This window comes from Pseudomonas sp. CF161 (assembly GCF_000416215.1).
Lineage (GTDB): Bacteria > Pseudomonadota > Gammaproteobacteria > Pseudomonadales > Pseudomonadaceae > Aquipseudomonas.
Genome location: NZ_ATLP01000111.1, coordinates 119,407 through 138,035, shown reverse-complemented (window position 1 = coordinate 138,035; position 18,629 = coordinate 119,407). Strand labels below are relative to the sequence as shown.

General features: G+C 63.2%; 15 protein-coding genes and 1 pseudogene. 13 read left to right on the top strand and 3 right to left on the bottom strand.

What is annotated here, in order from left to right; translation table 11 throughout:
• Positions 1–50 precede the first annotated feature (50 nt).
• Positions 51–815: a methyl-accepting chemotaxis protein gene (locus CF161_RS33785; protein ID WP_371106548.1), complete on the bottom strand. Its 765-nt coding sequence runs from the start codon at positions 813–815 to the stop codon at positions 51–53.
• Positions 816–908: 93 nt separating this feature from the next.
• Positions 909–1,931 (bottom strand): annotated as a pseudogene (locus tag CF161_RS33780) (cache domain-containing protein); the annotation flags it as partial.
• A gap of 294 nt (positions 1,932–2,225) precedes the next feature.
• On the opposite strand from CF161_RS33780, the gene CF161_RS25495 reads away from it, so the two are divergent.
• Both CF161_RS25495 and CF161_RS25490 read left to right on the top strand, forming a co-directional pair.
• Positions 2,226–2,480, top strand: a complete 255-nt coding sequence (locus CF161_RS25495) for a lipoprotein (RefSeq protein WP_020299511.1) — start codon at positions 2,226–2,228, stop codon at positions 2,478–2,480.
• 31 nt (positions 2,481–2,511) lie between these two features.
• Positions 2,512–3,081, top strand: coding sequence for a lipocalin family protein (locus tag CF161_RS25490; protein ID WP_020299510.1), 570 nt, complete (start codon positions 2,512–2,514; stop codon positions 3,079–3,081).
• Positions 3,082–3,212: 131 nt separating this feature from the next.
• Here CF161_RS25490 and CF161_RS25485 read toward each other — a convergent pair whose 3' ends face one another.
• Positions 3,213–4,577 (bottom strand): formimidoylglutamate deiminase, encoded by a 1,365-nt coding sequence (locus CF161_RS25485; protein WP_020299509.1) that lies wholly within the window; start codon positions 4,575–4,577, stop codon positions 3,213–3,215.
• A gap of 187 nt (positions 4,578–4,764) precedes the next feature.
• On the opposite strand from CF161_RS25485, the gene hutC reads away from it, so the two are divergent.
• From hutC to hutI, 11 genes are all read left to right on the top strand, one after another.
• Positions 4,765–5,433 carry a histidine utilization repressor gene (gene hutC, locus CF161_RS25480; protein ID WP_238596131.1) on the top strand — a complete coding sequence of 223 codons (669 nt, stop codon included), beginning with the start codon at positions 4,765–4,767 and terminating at the stop codon, positions 5,431–5,433.
• Positions 5,430–6,002, top strand: coding sequence for a HutD family protein (locus CF161_RS25475; protein ID WP_020299507.1), 573 nt, complete (start codon positions 5,430–5,432; stop codon positions 6,000–6,002). Before hutC ends, CF161_RS25475 begins: the two co-directional genes overlap by 4 nt.
• Positions 6,003–6,499: 497 nt before the next feature.
• Positions 6,500–8,182: a urocanate hydratase gene (gene hutU / locus CF161_RS25470; protein WP_020299506.1), complete on the top strand. Its 1,683-nt coding sequence runs from the start codon at positions 6,500–6,502 to the stop codon at positions 8,180–8,182.
• A gap of 99 nt (positions 8,183–8,281) precedes the next feature.
• Positions 8,282–9,751, top strand: coding sequence for a cytosine permease (locus tag CF161_RS25465; RefSeq protein WP_043230364.1), 1,470 nt, complete (start codon positions 8,282–8,284; stop codon positions 9,749–9,751).
• 74 nt (positions 9,752–9,825) lie between these two features.
• Positions 9,826–10,794 carry an ABC transporter substrate-binding protein gene (locus CF161_RS25460; protein WP_020299504.1) on the top strand — a complete coding sequence of 323 codons (969 nt, stop codon included), beginning with the start codon at positions 9,826–9,828 and terminating at the stop codon, positions 10,792–10,794.
• Between the two features lie 72 nt (positions 10,795–10,866).
• Complete coding sequence (locus tag CF161_RS25455) at positions 10,867–11,718, top strand: proline/glycine betaine ABC transporter permease (protein WP_020299503.1); 852 nt, start codon at positions 10,867–10,869, stop codon at positions 11,716–11,718.
• Positions 11,715–12,545, top strand: coding sequence for a glycine betaine/L-proline ABC transporter ATP-binding protein (locus CF161_RS25450; RefSeq protein WP_020299502.1), 831 nt, complete (start codon positions 11,715–11,717; stop codon positions 12,543–12,545). Before CF161_RS25455 ends, CF161_RS25450 begins: the two co-directional genes overlap by 4 nt.
• A 48-nt stretch (positions 12,546–12,593) precedes the next feature.
• Complete coding sequence (gene hutH, locus CF161_RS25445; protein WP_020299501.1) at positions 12,594–14,117, top strand: histidine ammonia-lyase; 1,524 nt, start codon at positions 12,594–12,596, stop codon at positions 14,115–14,117.
• Positions 14,118–14,228: 111 nt separating this feature from the next.
• Entirely contained in the window at positions 14,229–15,767 is a 1,539-nt protein-coding gene (gene hutH / locus CF161_RS25440; RefSeq protein ID WP_156882732.1) for a histidine ammonia-lyase, read from the top strand.
• 224 nt (positions 15,768–15,991) lie between these two features.
• On the top strand, positions 15,992–17,404 hold the full coding sequence (locus tag CF161_RS25435) for an amino acid permease (RefSeq protein ID WP_020299499.1): 1,413 nt from the start codon (positions 15,992–15,994) through the stop codon (positions 17,402–17,404).
• A 12-nt stretch (positions 17,405–17,416) separates the two neighbouring features.
• On the top strand, positions 17,417–18,622 hold the full coding sequence (hutI, locus tag CF161_RS25430; protein WP_020299498.1) for an imidazolonepropionase: 1,206 nt from the start codon (positions 17,417–17,419) through the stop codon (positions 18,620–18,622).
• The last annotated feature ends 7 nt before the right edge of the window (positions 18,623–18,629 follow it).

Genomic DNA, 18,629 nt, shown 5'->3' with positions numbered 1-18,629 from the left:
CCCTCACGACCGCTGCCGTACTCCCGGATGCCCCCCCAGCGGCTAAACACTCAGATCCGAAAACTACCCACCAACTGCTTCAGACGTGCCGCCTGCCGTTCCAGGTCGGCGCAGGCGCGCAGGGTGGATTGCAGGTTTTCCACGCCTTCCTGGTTCAGGGTGTTGATCTCGGTGATGTCGACGTTGATCGACTCGACCACCGCGGTCTGCTCCTCGGTGGCGGTGGCCACCGACTGGTTCATGCCGTCGATCTCGCCGATGCGCTGGGTCACGCTGCCCAGGCGCTCGCCGGCCTGGTTGGCGATGCCCACGCTGCTTTCGCTCTCGCGCTGGCTTTCGGTCATGGTGCTCACCGCCTGGCGCGCGCCCACTTGCAGCTCTTCGATCATCTTCTGCACTTGCTGCGCCGAATCCTGGGTCCGGTGGGCCAGGTTGCGCACCTCGTCGGCCACCACCGCAAACCCACGCCCGGCTTCACCGGCGCGGGCCGCTTCAATGGCTGCGTTAAGGGCCAGCAGGTTGGTTTGCTGAGAGATGCTGGTGATCACTTCGAGGATCTGCCCGATGTTCACCGTGTTGCTGTTCAGGGTTTCGATATTGCCGCAGGAATCGCTGATCTTGGCCGACAGCTGGTGCATGGCCGCGATGGTCTGATCCACCACCTGTTGGCCTTCGGCGGCCAGGTTGCGCGCGTCGCTGGAATGCTGCGAGGCGAGGGCGGCGTTCTGGGCGATTTCCTGGGCGGCGGCCCCCAGTTCGTTGATCGCCGCGGCCACGCTGCTGGTACGCGAGGCCTGCTGGTCGGAGTTGAACATCGACGAGTTGGAGGCTGCCACCACCCGCAGCGCCACCTCATTGACCTGGCCGGTGGCCGAGGACACCTCGGTGATCGAGGTGTGGATCCGCTCGACAAACCGGTTGAACGACAGGCCCAGGGTGCCGAACTCATCGTGGCCGTGGATGCTCAGGCGTTTGGTCAGGTCGCCTTCGCCTTCGGCGATGTCATGCATGGCGCGACCCATCAGGTGCAGCGGTTGCATCAGCACCCGGATCAGCATGCCGAGCAGGGCGATGATGATCACCACCGCGATAAACATGGCAATGATCGCCGAGGTGCGGAACTCGCTGAGCATGGCGAACGCGGTGTCCTGATCCAGCACCAGCGCCACGTACCAGTCGGCCGAGGGCACACCGTTGACGTGGGTGAAGGAGATGAATTGGCGTTTGCCGTTCACGTCCACTTCCTTCAGGCCCGGGCTGATGCTGGGGGCGCCGTTGGGGTAGGCCTCGCCCAGGCTTTTGAGCACCAGCTTGCTGTCCGGGTGGATCAGGATCTTGCCGTCGGCGCTGACGATAAACGCGTGGCCATGGCCGCCGAAGTTCAGCGAGTTGATGATGGCGCTGACGCTGGAGAGGTCGATGTCGGCGCCGGCCACGCCGATAAACTGGTTCTGGTGCTGCACCGGCGTGGCCACGGTGATCACCAGCTTGCCGGAGGACGCGGCGATGTACGGCTCGGTGACGATGGTCCGGCCGGCGCTGTTGGCCGCCTTGAACCAGCCCCGGGCGCGCGGATCGTAGTCGGCGGCACGGTTGCCGGCTGGCACCGAGAACATCACCCCGTCCTGGCCGCCAAAATAGCTCAGTTGGAAGTTGCTGGCGTAAGCCGGCAGGCCGACGCTGCGTTGCAGGCTGTCGCCACCGTTGCCATCCACGGCGATCTGCTGGGCCAGGGATTGCAGGAGCTGGATGCGACTTTCGAGCCAGGTCTGAATGTTGCTGGTGGTCAGGCTGCCGAGTTCCTGCATGGAGGATTCGGTGCCACTGCGCAGGGCTGCGCGCTGACGGTAGTCGTTGAACAGGATGAAACAGGCGAACGCCACGGCGACCACAAGGGCGGCGGCGAGCAGGATCTTGTGGCTGAACTTCATGTTTCTGGTCATTAAGTGAACTACCGCGAGAGGCTGGTCAACGAGGGTGCGCTAATTTGCCACAGTGGAGGGCTTTTCGCTGCCTATATGTCGACTTGCCAGCGTCAAAACTGAAGCGAGTTTCGGCAAAGCCGACGAAATGCTTTCGGCCTCGGGAAAGTGCCTGATTTGTGACGCAAATCGTGTTTTTTGCCGGTAATAAATACCCGTCGTCATGGGGAACCAGATCGGGGTTTTCTCTTCTAAGCTTCTGGTTGGCAGCCATGCCTTCCCCCTTCCGTCCAGGAGTTCACCATGTCGCTGCGTTCCCTCGCTCTGTTGTCGTTCTGCGTGCTGCTGGCAGCCTGCAGCAAGGTCAATCAGGAAAACTATTCCAAGCTGTCGGCGGGCATGCCCAAGGCCGAGGTTGAAAACCTGCTCGGCAAACCGACCGATTGCTCCGGCGCCCTGGGCATGTCCAGCTGCACCTGGGGTGACAAAAACAGCTTTATCAGCGTGCAGTACGCCGGTGACAAAGTGCTGATGTTTTCCGGGCAAGGCCTGAAGTAAACCGGGGCCACGTGCCCACGGGAGAAAAATAATGATGCGTTTGGTATTCACTCTTCTGGCCGGCCTGCTCTTGGCCGGCTGCGCCACGTCCCGGGACGATTCGCTGGCGCCCAAGACCGTTAGTCACGTCGACCTCAAGCGTTACCAAGGGACCTGGTACGAGCTGGCGCGACTGCCGATGTACTTCCAGCGCAATTGTGCGCAATCCGAAGCCCGTTACACCCTGTTGCCCGAAGGCAATGTGGCGGTGCTCAACCGCTGCCTGACGCCCGAGTGGAAGTGGGAAGAAGCGCGGGGCACGGCGACGCCGCAGGTGCCGGGTAACACCGACAAGCTGTGGGTCGAGTTCGACAACTGGTTTTCCCGGTTGCTGCCCGGGGTCGCGAAGGGCGATTACTGGGTGCTTTACGTCAGCGACGACTACAAGACAGCCATTGTCGGCGACCCGAGTCGGCGCTACCTGTGGCTGCTGTCGCGCAAGCCGGAAGTCAGCGAGACAGTCCGTGAGGATTTGCTGAGCCGGGCACGCCAGCAGGGCTACGACACCACACGGCTGATCTGGCGGGTGTCGGATTCAGTGATGGCGAAAAATTCCAAGTAACGCCGAGGCGAGGGCGATTGGCAGGGGACTGTTGAATTGCCCGTTTGGCCGGGATGGCCGCTGCGCGGCCAGGCGCGAGCAAGCTCCCGCGCCACAATGATTCCCCGCGCTGCAAGCGCGCGGGGGCGGGTTCAGTTGAGCAGTTCGCGCAGGACCTGGGTGAAGGCGCGGTTGCTTTCTTCTTCCCCGGCATGGCGTCCGTTGCGCACCACCCACTGGCCGTTGACCAGCACATCGCGTACCTGACGGTCGCCGCCGGCGAACAGCCAGCGATTGAGAATGGCGTCGCCGTCGGCGGTGGCCAGGTACGGGTCGTTGCCGTCCAGCACCAGCCAGTCGGCACGCTTGCCCACTTCCAATGCGCCGATGGCTTGCCCCAGCGCTTCGGCGCCGCCATCCAGCGCGGCGTCATACAGGGTGCGCCCGACCATCGGCTGATCGGCGCCATACAGGCGGTTGCGCCGCTGGTCGCGCAGACGCTGGCCGTATTCCAGCCAGCGCAGTTCCTCGACCACGCTCAGTGACACATGGCTGTCGGAACCGATGCCCATGCGCCCGCCCTGGGCCAGGTAGTCCACCGCAGGGAAGATCCCGTCCCCGAGGTTCGCTTCGGTGGTCAGGCACAGCCCGGCAATCGCCCGGCTCCTGGCCATCAGCGTGACTTCTTCCGGGTTGGCATGGGTGGCGTGGACCAAGCACCAGCGCTGATCGACCTCGGTGTTTTCATACAGCCATTGCAACGGCCGGCGCCCGCTCCAGGCCAGGCAGTCGTCGACTTCCTTCTGCTGCTCGGCGATGTGGATATGCACCGGGCACTGTCGGTCGCTGGCGGCCAGGACCTCGCTGATCTGCTGCGGCGTGACCGCGCGCAAGGAGTGAAAGCACACTCCCAGGTGTTGCGCCGGCTGTGCAGCCAGCAGCGGTTGCAGACGCGATTGCAGCTTGAGGTAGTTTTCGGTGCTGTTGATAAAGCGCCGCTGGCCTTCATTGGGTGCCTGGCCGCCGAAGCCCGAGTGGCTGTAGAGCACGGGCAGCAGGGTCAGGCCGATGCCGGCAGAACTGGCCGCCTGGCTGATACGCAGCGCCAGTTCGGCCGGATCCGCATAGGGCTGGCCGCTGGTGTCGTGGTGCACGTAATGGAATTCGGCGACCGAGGTGTAGCCGGCCTTGAGCATTTCGATATACAGCTGGCGCGCGATGACGTGCAACTGCTCGGGGCTGATCTTGCCGACCAGGCGATACATCAGGTCGCGCCAGGTCCAGAAGCTGTCATTGGGGTTGCCGGCGACTTCCGCCAGGCCGGCCATCGCCCGCTGGAAGGCATGGGAGTGCAGGTTGGGCATGCCCGGCAGCAGCGGGCCCCGGACCCGTTCGGCGCCTTGCGCATCGGCGTTGGCCTGGATGTGGGTCAGCAGGCCGTCGGCGCTGACCTCAAGACGTACATTGTTGGCCCATCCATTAGGCAGCAGCGCGCGTTCGGCAAAGAAGGCGGACATGGTTCAGCACCCCATCGTGTGTTATTTGTATATACATATACAGACGTTTGCCTGCTCGGTAAACTCCGGCAAGCTAGCCCCCTTTATTCACGAACAAGGATTCCCTGTGCCGATTCCGACTGCCAACTCCCCGCTGGCCGCCCACTTGGGCGATAGTCCGGCGCCCTTGTACGCCCGCGTCAAACAGATGATTACCCAGCAGATCGAGAGCGGAAACTGGCCGCCGCACTACCGCGTTCCGTCGGAAAGTGAACTGGTCAACCAGCTGGGTTTCAGCCGCATGACCATCAACCGTGCCCTGCGCGAAATGACTGCCGAGGGCATGCTGGTGCGGATGCAGGGCGTCGGCACCTTTGTTGCTGAACCCAAGAGCCAGTCGGCGCTGTTCGAAGTGCATAACATTGCCGACGAGATTGCCTCCCGTGGCCATCGCCACACCTGCAAGGTCATCACCCTGGGTGAAGAGGCCGCCGGCTCCGAGCGTGCCGTGGCCCTGGACATGCGCGAAGGGCAGAAGGTGTTCCACTCGCTGATCGTGCATTTCGAAAACGATATTCCGGTGCAAATCGAAGACCGTTTCGTCAACGCCCTGGTGGCGCCGGAGTACCTCAAGCAAGACTTCACCCTGCAAACCCCCTACGCCTACCTGAACCAGGTGGCCCCGCTGACCGAGGGCGAGCATGTGGTCGAGGCGATCCTGGCCGAGGCCGAGGAGTGCCGGCTGTTGCAGATCGAGCGCGGCGAGCCGTGCCTGCTGATCCGGCGCCGCACCTGGTCCGGTCGCCAGCCAGTGACCGCGGCGCGCTTGATCCACCCCGGTTCCCGTCATCGTCTGGAAGGACGTTTTCATAAATGACCCAGTTGAAGCTTTTGCGCGCCACCGACTACCCGCGCATGCCTTGGAAGAACGGCGGTGGCAGCACCGAAGAAATCACCCGTGATGCCGGCGTTGGCCTGGAAGGGTTTGGCTGGCGCCTGTCGATTGCCGATATCGGTGAGTCCGGTGGTTTTTCCAGCTTTGCCGGTTACCAGCGGATCATCACCGTGCTGCAAGGCAGCGGCATGGCGCTGACGGTGGATGGCCACGAGACCCGCCCGCTGCTGCCCCTCGACCCCTTCGCCTTCAGTGGCGCGAGCCAGGTGACCTGCAACCTGCTGGACGGTCCGATTCGCGACTTCAACCTGATCTACGCCGCCGACCGCTATAAAGCGCGCCTGCAATGGCTCGAAGGCGAGCAGCGTTTCTTCAGCCAGGCCAGCACCCTGCTGATATTCAGCGTGACTGAGCAGTTGCAGGTAACGATCAATGACGGCGCGTTACACGAGCTGGGTTGCCACGATTGCCTGCAACTGGACGGCAATGCCGCATTGCTGGAGGTCGCCCTCGGCGGCCGCTGCTGCGTGATCGAGCTCACACACCTCTAACCCCCCCCCCATCCCTGTAGCCGCTGCCGAGCCCGCGAGGCTGCGCTGGCCCTGACCGACGCCGCAGCGCTCCCTGGAAAACCCCGTCGTCCGAGCCGCCCAGCGCAGCCTTGCGGGCTCGGCAGGGGTTACAGCTTTTGTGGGACTGGCGTTTCCCCATCGCGCACCAGTTTGTTACCGAATGCCCCAGCGTGGCGCAAAACCACGCCTTGGTAACAGCCGTTACCGCCCTCGAACAATCCCGCGAAAAAAATCCCTTCCTCGCAAAGCCTTTATTTTCAAGGCGTACACGCCTGCACCTGGTTTTCTTCGGTGGTCGTTTCCCGAGTTGGCCGCTTGATTGCATATGCTTGTATGTACAAGTAAATATGTGTGCGTAAGAGTGAGGTGATTTCCTCTTCGCGCCCTTGCTGATTCGCTTGTAGCGCAACCCCTGCGCGCAGGCTTGCTGGCCCACTGCCTGGGTTGGTTTGGATTGATTGCTGAGGATTTTTTCCGTGACTGACAACAAACCTACTAAATACCGGAACGTCGAAATTCGCGCTGCCCGCGGCAACAAGCTGACCGCCAAGAGCTGGCTGACAGAAGCGCCGCTGCGGATGCTGATGAACAACCTCGATCCGGAAGTCGCCGAGAACCCTAAAGAGCTGGTGGTCTACGGCGGCATTGGTCGCGCCGCGCGCAACTGGGAGTGCTACGACAAGATCGTCGAGAGCCTGACCAACCTCAATGACGATGAAACCCTGCTGGTGCAGTCGGGCAAGCCGGTCGGCGTGTTCAAGACCCACAGCAATGCACCGCGGGTACTGATCGCCAACTCCAACCTGGTGCCGCACTGGGCCAGCTGGGAACACTTCAACGAACTGGATGCCAAGGGCCTGGCCATGTACGGCCAGATGACCGCCGGCAGCTGGATCTACATCGGCAGCCAGGGCATCGTCCAGGGCACCTACGAAACCTTCGTCGAAGCCGGTCGCCAGCACTACAACAGCAATCTGAAAGGCCGCTGGGTCCTCACCGCCGGCCTCGGCGGCATGGGTGGCGCCCAGCCGCTGGCCGCGACCCTGGCCGGTGCCTGCTCGCTGAACATCGAATGCCAGCAGGTCAGCATCGATTTCCGCCTCAACAGCCGCTACGTCGATGAACAAGCCCGCGACCTCGACGACGCCCTGGCCCGCATCGAGAAATACACCAAGGAAGGCAAGGCCATCTCCATTGCCCTGCTGGGTAACGCCGCGGAAATCCTCCCGGAACTGGTCAAGCGTGGCGTGCGCCCGGACATGGTCACCGACCAGACCAGCGCCCACGATCCGCTCAACGGTTACCTGCCAGCCGGCTGGACCTGGGACGAGTACCGCACTCGCGCCAAGACCGAGCCTGCCGCCGTGGTCAAGGCCGCCAAGCAATCCATGGCGGTGCACGTCAAGGCCATGCTCGACTTCCAGAAACAAGGCATTCCGACCTTCGACTACGGCAACAACATCCGGCAGATGGCCCAGGAAGAGGGCGTGGAAAACGCCTTCGACTTCCCGGGTTTCGTACCGGCCTATATCCGTCCGCTGTTCTGCCGTGGCATCGGTCCGTTCCGTTGGGCCGCGCTGTCCGGCGACCCGCAGGACATCTACAAGACCGACGCCAAGGTCAAGGAACTGATCCCCGACGACGCCCACCTGCACAACTGGCTGGACATGGCCCGCGAGCGCATCAGCTTCCAGGGCCTGCCGGCGCGTATCTGCTGGGTCGGCCTGGGCCTGCGTGCCAAGCTCGGCCTGGCATTCAACGAAATGGTGCGCAGCGGTGAACTGTCGGCGCCGATCGTGATCGGTCGCGACCACCTGGACTCCGGTTCGGTCGCCAGCCCGAACCGCGAAACCGAGTCGATGCAGGATGGTTCCGACGCCGTGTCCGACTGGCCACTGCTCAACGCCCTGCTCAACACCGCCAGTGGCGCGACCTGGGTCTCGCTGCACCACGGTGGCGGCGTCGGCATGGGCTTCTCCCAGCACTCGGGGATGGTCATCGTCTGCGACGGTACCGATGAAGCCGCCGAGCGTATCGCGCGCGTGCTGCACAACGACCCGGCCACCGGTGTCATGCGTCACGCCGACGCCGGTTATCAGATCGCTATCGACTGCGCCAAGGAGCAAGGCCTGAATCTGCCGATGATCACCGGCAAGTAAGCCGTATCGCGGGGGCCGGTCCACCGGCTCCCGCCGCTACAAAAAACGCTCCTGTCGGAGCCGCAAATCGTCTGCAGTGCCCATAGAGGTTCGACGTAAATGGCTTTATCGAATGATCGTGCAAGCAGTAAACCGTTGATCGAAAGGCGTTCGATCGACTACATCCCGGAAGCGGAAAGACACGGTCGTCTATTGAGTCAGTTCACCCTATGGCTGGGTGCCAACCTGCAAATCACTGCAATTGTCACCGGGGCCCTGGCCGTGGTGCTGGGCGGTGATGTGTTCTGGTCGCTGATCGGCCTGTTGCTTGGGCAACTGATCGGCGGCGGGGTCATGGCGCTGCACGCGGCACAAGGACCGCAACTGGGCCTGCCGCAGATGATCTCCAGCCGTGTGCAGTTCGGTGTCTACGGTGCGGTGATTCCCCTGGTGCTGGTGTGCCTGATGTACATCGGTTTCTCGGCCAGCGGCTCGTTGCTGGCGGGGCAGGCGGTGGCGCAACTGCTGCAGGTCCAGGACTGGGTCGGCATCGTGCTGTTTGCCGGTTCGATCATGGTCTTCACCATCTTCGGCTATCGGGTGATTCACGGCATTGGCCGGGTCGCCAGCGTGCTGGGGGTCGTGGCCTTCATTTACCTGTTCTACAAACTGCTGTCCGGCAACGACATTGGCGCGCTGCTGGGTAACAAGCATTTTTCTCTTTCGAGCTTTCTGTTGGCGGTGTCGTTGTCGGCCTCCTGGCAGATCGCCTTCGGCCCTTATGTGGCCGACTACTCGCGTTATCTGCCGCGCAGCACCTCGGCGACCAAGACCTTCTGGGCCGTGGGCCTGGGTTCGGTGATCGGCGCGCAGGCGGCGATGGTGTTCGGGGTGTTCGCGGCGGCCCTGGCCGGTTCGCAGTTTGCCCACCACGAGGTGTCGTTTATCGTCGGCCTGGGGGGCACCGGGATCGTTGCCGGCCTGCTGTACTTCGCCGTGGCCTTCGGCAAGGTGACAGTGACCACCCTCAACGCCTACGGCAGCTTCATGTCGATCGCCACCATCATCAGTGGCTTTCGCGGCAGCCGGCACATCGGCAGCGGCGTGCGCCTGCTGTACATCTTCATCATGGTCTCGATCGCGGCGTCCCTGGCACTGCTGGGCAAGGACTCGTTCCTCAAGGACTTCTCCGCGTTCATCCTGTTCCTGCTGGCGTTCTTCACGCCCTGGAGCGCGATCAACCTGGTGGACTTCTACTGCATCACCAAAGAGCGCTATGACATTCCCGCGCTCTCGGACCCCAATGCCCGGTACGGGCGCTGGAACCTCATGGGCATCAGCATTTACGTGTTTGGTGTGTTGATTCAAATGCCGTTCATCTCCACCCATTTCTACACCGGTCCGCTGGTGGCGAGCCTGGGGGACACCGATATCTCCTGGATCATCGGCCTGGTGGTGCCGGCAATGCTGTACTACTTCGCCGCCAAAAAATGGCATGGCGCGGTACCCGATCGCTTGATCCTGCCGGTAGAGCAGGACGCGGTCACCGAACAAAAGCTGAGTGGGGCGGCCCGCGCAAGCGCGGTGTGAGCCTGATTGGACGTGGATAGGGCTGGATGCCTCTTGACTGCCGTATGCCAATTCATGATTAGGAGCGTCACACAATGCGCATCAATAAGACCCTGCTGACCACTCTGCTTTCCATGGGCCTGCTGGCCAGTACCGGTGCTGCCCAGGCCGCCGGCTGGTGCGAATCCGGCAAACCGGTGAAGTTCGCCGGGCTGAACTGGGAAAGCGGCATGTTGCTGACCGACGTGCTGCAAGTGGTCCTGGAAAAAGGCTACGACTGCAAGACCGACACCTTGCCCGGCAACTCCATCACCATGGAGAACGCCCTGGGCAGCAACGACATTCAAGTATTCGCCGAGGAGTGGGTTGGCCGCAGCGAAGTCTGGAACAAGGCCGAGAAGGCCGGCAAGGTGGTGGGTGTCGGCGCCCCGGTGGTGGGGGCCGTCGAAGGCTGGTACGTGCCGCGCTACGTGATCGAGGGCGATGCCAAGCGCAAGCTGCAAGCCAAGGCGCCGGACCTGAAGAACATCGCCGACCTGGCCAAGTATTCAGCGGTGTTCAAGGATCAGGAAGAGCCTGCCAAAGGCCGTTTCTACAACTGCCCGGCCGGCTGGACCTGTGAGCTGGACAACAGTGAAATGCTCAAGAGCTACGGCCTGGAAAGCAGCTACACCAACTTCCGCCCGGGCACCGGCCCGGCCCTGGATGCCGCTGTGCTGTCGAGCTACAAGCGTGGCGAGCCGATCCTGTTTTACTACTGGTCGCCGACTCCGCTGATGGGCCAGGTCGACCTGGTGAAGCTCGAGGAAAAACCCGGCGTGGATAAAAGCGTGACCATCAAGGTCGGCCTGTCCAAGGTGTTCCACGAGCAGGCGCCGGAGCTGGTCGCGGTGCTGGAAAAGGTCAACCTGCCGATCGATCTGCTGAACCAGAACCTGGCGCGGATGACCAAGGAGCGCATCGAATCACCGAAGTTGGCGAAAATCTTTCTCAAGGAACATCCTGAAGTCTGGCATGCATGGGTAAGCGACGATGCGGCCAAGAAAATCGACGCGGCCTTGTAGGTAGAGCCTTTGCGGCCGTCAGCACTGGCTGCCGCAAGCGACGCCACATCCCCCCTTGATCGAGAGTTGCTTATGTTTCCTGAGCGTTTCACATTTTCTATCGCCGATTGGGTCAACGCTTGGGTTGACTCGTTGGTGACTAATTACGGCGATGTATTCCGCCACATCTCCGACACCCTGCTGTGGGCCATCGTCAACCTCGAAGGCCTGCTGCGCATGGCGCCCTGGTGGCTGATGCTGGCCATTGTCGGCGGCATTGCCTGGCATGCGACGCGCAAGGTGCTGACCACTGCGGTGATCGTCGGCCTGCTGTTTCTGGTGGGCGCCGTCGGGCTGTGGGACAAGCTGATGCAGACCCTGGCACTGATGCTGGTGGCGACCGTGATTTCGGTGCTGATCGGCATTCCCCTGGGCATCCTTTCGGCGCGCAGCAATCGCCTGCGTTCGGTGCTGATGCCGCTGCTCGACATCATGCAGACCATGCCCAGCTTCGTGTACCTGATCCCGGTGCTGATGCTGTTCGGTCTGGGCAAGGTGCCGGCGATCTTCGCCACCGTTATCTACGCCGCGCCGCCGCTGATCCGCCTCACCGACCTGGGGATTCGCCAGGTCGACCGCGAGGTCATGGAAGCGATCAACGCCTTTGGCGCCAATCGCTGGCAGCAGCTGTTCGGCGTGCAATTGCCGCTGGCGCTGCCGAGCATCATGGCCGGGATCAACCAGACCACCATGATGGCCCTGTCGATGGTGGTGATTGCCTCGATGATCGGTGCCCGTGGCCTGGGCGAAGACGTGCTGGTGGGCATCCAGACCCTCAACGTCGGGCGCGGCCTGGAAGCGGGGCTGGCCATCGTGATTCTGGCGGTGGTGATCGATCGGATTACCCAGGCCTATGGTCGTCCACGCCATGAGGTGAACCCATGAGCAACACAGCCATCAGCAAAATCGAAGTCAAGAACGTGTTCAAGATCTTCGGCAATCGTTCCGCCGATGCCTTGAACATGATCCGCCAGAACAAGAGCAAGGATCAGGTGCTGGCCGAAACCGGCTGCGTGGTCGGGGTCAACGACCTGTCGCTGAGCATCGGCACCGGCGAAATCTTCGTGATCATGGGCCTCTCCGGCTCCGGCAAGTCGACCCTGGTGCGCCACTTCAATCGCCTGATCGACCCCACCAGCGGCGCGATCCTGGTGGACGGCGAAGACATCCTGCAATACGACATGGACGCCCTGCGCCAGTTTCGCCGGCACAAGATCAGCATGGTGTTCCAGAGCTTCGGCCTGTTGCCCCACAAGAGCGTGCTGGACAACGTCGCCTACGGCCTGAAAGTGCGCGGCGAGAGCAAGCAGGTCTGTGCCGAACGGGCGCTGCACTGGATCAATACCGTGGGCCTCAAGGGCTATGAAAACAAATACCCGCACCAGCTTTCCGGCGGCATGCGCCAACGGGTCGGCCTGGCCCGGGCGCTGGCGGCGGACACCGACATCATCCTGATGGACGAAGCCTTCAGCGCCCTCGATCCGCTGATCCGCGCCGAAATGCAGGACCAGTTGCTGGAGCTGCAAAAGACCCTGCACAAGACCATCGTCTTTATCACTCACGATCTGGATGAGGCGGTGCGCATCGGCAACCGCATTGCGATCCTCAAGGACGGCCGCCTGATTCAGGTCGGTACGCCGAAGGAGATCCTGCATTCGCCGGCCGACGAGTACGTCGACCGTTTCGTCCAGCGTCGCGCGGCGGTGGTCTGATGAGCACCGTGGCTGCTGCACCGTCATTCACTCGGTATGAGGCTGGACATGTCCCAGGCTGAAACAGTCGTTATCGCCGACGCCCCGCTGCGTTGGCAGGATGTCGTCGCCGTCGCTCGCCAGGGCGCGCAACTGGTGCTCTCGGAGCAGGCCTGGGCGCGGGTCGAGAATGCCCAGGCCATCGTCCAGCGCATCGTCGCCAGCGGCGAGCGCGCCTATGGCGTCAGCACTGGCCTGGGGGCGTTGTGCAACGTCTCGCTCGAGGGCGAGCAACTCAGCCAGCTGTCGCGCAACACCTTGCTCAGCCACGCCTGCGGCGTTGGCCCGGTGTTGAGTGACGAGCAGACCCGGGCCATTCTCTGCGCCGCCATCATCAACTTCAGCCAGGGCAAATCCGGGGTGCAGCGGCCGGTGGTCGAGGCGCTGCTGAACTTGCTCAATCGCGGAATCACGCCACAGGTGCCGTCCCAGGGCTCGGTGGGTTACCTGACCCACATGGCGCATATCAGCATCACCCTGCTGGGGGTAGGCCAGGTCAGTTATCGCGGCCAGGTGGTCGCGGCCGCGCAGGCTCTGGCAGCGGAAGGGTTGCAGCCGGTGCAGCTGGGGGCCAAGGACGGGTTGTGCCTGGTCAACGGCACGCCGTGCATGACCGGCCTCAGTTGCCTGGCATTGGCCGATGCCACGCGCCTGCTGCAATGGGCCGATGTGATCGGCGCCATGAGTTTCGAAGCCCTGCGCGGGCAGATTGCCGCGTTCGACGCCGAGATCATCGCCCTCAAGCCGCACCCGGGCATGCAACAGGTGGCCACTAACCTGCGCAGCCTGCTTGAAGGCAGCGAAGTGATCGCCAACAGCCTGGGCATTCGCACCCAGGATGCCTTGAGCATTCGTTCGATTCCCCAGGTGCACGGCGCGGCCCGCGACCAGTTGGCCCACGCCACGCGCCAGATTGAAACCGAACTCAACGCCGCCACCGACAACCCGCTGCTGCTGGGCACGCCGGACAACTACCGGGTGATGTCCCAGGCCAATCCTCACGGTCAATCGGTGGCCATGGCCGCGGACCTGCTGGCGATCGCCATGGCGGAAATCGGTTCGATCGCCGAGCGTCGCCTGGATCGCCTGATCAACCCCCATGTCAGCGGCCTGCCGGCGTTCCTGGTGAGCAACCCGGGGGTCAACTCCGGAATGATGATCGTGCAATACGTGGCCGCGTCGCTGTGCGCGGAAAACCGCCAGCTGGCGCAACCGGCGGTGCTCGACAACTACGTGACCTCGGGCCTGCAGGAGGACCACCTGAGCCTCGGCACCAACGCCGCGCTGAAGCTGCACCGGGCCCTGGCGAACTGCCGTCAGATCCTCGCCATCGAGTACCTGCTGGCGGCCCAGGCCTTCGAATTTCTCAAGCCCCAGGGCTTTGGCCAGGGCACCGGCCGCGCCTGGAAGCTGCTGCGCGAGCGGGTCCCGGCCTATGACCAGGACCGCTGGCTGGCGCCGGACATCGCCAGCGCCGCCTCGATGTTGCAAGACCCGACACTGCTCGAAAACGTTTTACCGAAGCTGTACTGATTTCTACACACGCCAGCGTGCCAAGGCGCCACTGCGCTCAACCAGCGGGTGGCGACGGACAACGGAATTATCCGGAGCGACTGGCAAGTTAATAAAACTCTCAAAAGGAGAATGAATGTGACTGCGCTTAACCTTATCCCCGGCCAACTGAGCCTGGCTCAACTGCGTGCCATCTATCAGCAACCGGTGACCCTGAGCCTGGATGACAGTGCCTCGGCCCAGATCGACGCCAGCGTTGCCTGCGTCGAGCAGATCCTCGCGGAAAACCGCACCGCCTATGGCATCAACACCGGTTTCGGCCTGCTGGCCTCGACCCGCATTGCCAGCGCCGACCTGGAAAACCTCCAGCGCTCGCTGGTGCTGTCCCACGCCGCCGGTGTCGGCGAGCCGATCAGCGATGACCTGGTGCGCCTGATCATGGTGCTCAAGGTCAACAGCCTGAGCCGTGGTTTCTCGGGTATCCGCCGCCAGGTGATCGATGGCCTGATCGCGCTGATCAACGCCGAGGTTTATCCCCACATTCCGCTCAAGGGTTCGGTAGGCGCCTCCGGTGACCTGGCACCGTTGGCCCATATGTCGCTGGTGCTGCTGGGCGAGGGCAAGGCGCGCTACAAGGGCGAATGGCTGGAAGCCACCGCAGCGCTGAAGGTTGCCGGTCTCAAGCCGCTGACCCTGGCGGCCAAGGAAGGGCTGGCCCTGCTCAATGGCACCCAGGTCTCCACCGCCTATGCCTTGCGCGGCCTGTTCGAAGGTGAAGACCTGTTCGCCGGCGCCCTGGCCTGTGGCGGCCTGACGGTCGAGGCGGTGCTGGGTTCGCGCTCGCCGTTCGACGCGCGGATTCACGCAGCCCGTGGCCAGCGTGGCCAGATCGATGCCGCCGCGGCCTACCGCGACCTGCTGGGCGAGGCCAGTGAAGTGTCGGCCTCCCACGAGAACTGCGACAAGGTCCAGGACCCGTACTCCCTGCGCTGCCAGCCGCAAGTGATGGGCGCCTGCCTGACTCAACTGCGCCAGGCGGCTGAAGTGCTGGTGGTCGAAGCCAACGCCGTTTCCGACAACCCGCTGGTATTTGCCGCCGAAGGCGACGTGATTTCCGGTGGCAACTTCCACGCCGAGCCGGTGGCCATGGCCGCCGACAACATGGCCCTGGCCATCGCCGAAATCGGCTCCCTGAGCGAGCGCCGCATTTCGCTGATGATGGACAAGCACATGTCGCAACTGCCGCCGTTCCTGGTGGCCAATGGCGGGGTCAACTCCGGCTTCATGATCGCCCAGGTCACGGCCGCCGCCCTGGCCAGCGAAAACAAGGCCCTGGCTCACCCGCACTCGGTGGACAGCATCCCGACCTCCGCCAACCAGGAAGACCACGTGTCGATGGCGCCGGCCGCCGGCAAGCGCCTGTGGGAAATGGCTGAAAACACCCGTGGCGTGCTCGCCGTGGAATGGCTGGCGGCCTGTCAGGGCCTGGACCTGCGCGATGGCCTGAAAACCTCGGTCAAACTGGAAAAAGCCCGCAGCGCCCTGCGCGCCAAAGTGCCGTTCTACGAGAAGGACCGTTTCTTCGCGCCGGACATCAATGCCGCAAGCGAGCTGCTGGCCTCGCGCTGCCTGAACGAGCTGGTATCGGCCAAGTTGCTGCCAAGCCTGTAATCACCACAAAGCCTTGCGCGGCCCGGCCTTCACGCCGGGCCTGTGCAGGCTGCTGCCGAGCCTCGAGTAGGGGAGGCTGCTGATTGTCTCCATGCCTGGCATGGAAGTGCGGCCTGTGACGCCTGGCGTCACGAAATGGACGCGGAGCGTCTGTTGATGATTCTTCCTGTGCATGTGCCCGGGAAGAAATGGTCGTCTGATAAGAATAAATAGGGGACGAAGAAATGGAACAGAAAACAGCTGGATTGAAGCGCGGCCTATCGGCTCGCCACATTCGGTTCATGGCCTTGGGGTCCGCCATCGGCACCGGGCTTTTTTACGGTTCTGCCTCGGCCATTCAAATGGCCGGCCCTGCAGTTTTGCTCGCCTACCTGATTGGTGGCGCAGCCGTTTTCATGGTGATGCGCGCCCTCGGCGAGATGGCCGTGCATAACCCGGTGTCCGGTTCGTTCGGGCACTACGCCAGCCAGTACCTGGGGCCGTTGTCGGGCTTCATCCTGGGCTGGACCTACGCGTTTGAAATGATCATCGTCTGCCTGGCGGACGTCACGGCGTTCGGTATCTACATGGGCTTCTGGTTCCCGGAGGTGGCCCGCTGGATCTGGGTGCTGGGCATTGTGCTGCTGATCGGCGGCCTCAACCTGTGCAACGTCAAGGTCTTCGGCGAGATGGAGTTCTGGCTGTCGCTGCTCAAGGTCGGGGCCATTGTCGCGATGATTCTCGGCGGCTTCGGCATCATGCTGTTCGGCATCGGTTCGGCCGGCAGCGACCAGGCAGTGGGCGTCTCCAACCTGTGGGCCCATGGCGGTTTCATGCCTAACGGCATCGGTGGCCTGATCGCCTCGTTCGCGGTGGTGATGTTCGCCTTTGGCGGAATTGAAATCATCGGCATCACCGCCGGCGAAGCCAAGGACCCGCGCCGGGTGATCCCCAAGGCGATCAACGCCGTGCCGCTGCGGATTCTGCTGTTCTACGTGCTGACCCTGTTTGTGCTGATGGCCATCTACCCATGGCAGCAGATCGGCACCCAGGGCAGCCCGTTCGTGCAGATCTTCGATAACCTGGGCATCGCCTCGGCGGCGACCATCCTCAACATCGTGGTGATCTCGGCGGCGGTGTCGGCCATCAACAGCGACATCTTCGGCGCCGGGCGCATGATGTATGGCCTGGCCCAGCAAGGTCAGGCGCCCAAGGGCTTTGCCCAGCTGTCGAAACAGGGCGTGCCGTGGATGACCGTGGTGGTGATGGCGGCGGCCCTGTTGGGCGGCGTGCTGCTGAACTACCTGATTCCGGAAAACGTATTCCTGCTGATCGCGTCCATCGCGACCTTCGCCACGGTCTGGGTCTGGCTGATGATCCTCGTGACCCAGGTGGCCATGCGTCGCTCCATGAACGCCGAGCAGGTTGCCCAGTTGCAATTCAAGGTGCCGTTCTGGCCTTGGGCACCGGCAGCGGCCATCGTCTTCATGCTGTTCATCTTTGGCGTGCTGGGTTACTTCCCGCAGACTCAGGCGGCGCTGATGGTGGGCGCGGTGTGGATTGTGCTGCTGGTGGTTGCATATATGTTGTGGGTCAAGCCAGCGGCGGCACAGGCGCAGCGGGTGGCTGATCCGTCTTTATCACCGACTGACCACTAACGGAGACTGTGGATGAAAACTCTTTGGCAACACTGCAACGTCGCCAGCATGGCTGCGGGTAGCTACTCGATCATCGAGGACGCGGCTATGGTGACGTCAGGGGCGCACATCGAGTGGATCGGCCGGCGCTCGCAGGCGCCGGCCGGCAACTACGCCCAGGTCAAGGACCTGGCTGGAGCCTGGGTCACCCCGGGCTTTATCGATTGCCATACCCATACGGTATTCGGCGGCAACCGCAGCGGTGAATTCGAGCAGCGCCTGCAGGGCGTGAGCTATGCCGAGATCGCCGCCGCCGGTGGCGGTATCGCCAGCACCGTGCGCGCGACCCGCGCCGCCAGTGAGGACGAGCTGTTCGCCAGTGCCAAAAAGCGTCTGCAAAGCCTGCTGCGCGACGGCGTCACCAGTGTCGAGATCAAGTCCGGCTACGGCCTGGACCTAGCCAGCGAGCGCAAGATCCTGCGGGTTATCCGCCGTCTGGGCGCCGAGTTGCCGGTCAGTGTGCGCAGCACCTGCCTGGCGGCCCACGCCTTGCCGCCGGAATACGCCGAACGCGCCGACGACTACATCGACCACATCTGCCACGAGATGCTTCCGGCGCTGGCCGCCGAAGGGCTGGTGGATGCGGTGGATGCGTTCTGCGAATACCTGGCGTTTTCGCCGGCCCAGGTGGAGCGGGTGTTTATTGCCGCGCAGGCGCTGGGCTTGCCGGTGAAGCTGCACGCCGAGCAACTGTCGTCGCTGCACGGTTCGAGCCTGGCGGCGCGCTACCACGCGCTGTCGGCCGACCACCTGGAATTCATGACCGAAGACGATGCCATCGCCATGGCCCAGTCGGGCACGGTGGCGGTGTTGTTGCCGGGGGCCTTCTACTTTTTGCGCGAAACCCAACTGCCGCCGATGGAGGCCCTGCGCAAGCATGGGGTGAAGATCGCCGTGGCCAGCGACCTCAATCCCGGCACCTCGCCGGCGTTGTCGGTGCGCCTGATGCTGAACATGGCCTGCACCTGTTTCCGCATGACCCCGGAAGAAGCCCTGGCCGGCGTCACGCTGCACGCGGCCAAGGCCCTGGGCATGGAGCAGACCCATGGTTCGCTGGAGGTCGGCAAGGTCGCGGACTTTGTCGCCTGGCAGATTGATCGTCCGGCCGACCTGGCCTACTGGCTGGGCGGCGACCTGGAAAAACGCGTCGTGCGTCACGGCGTGGAAGTGACTGTTTAGGAGAATG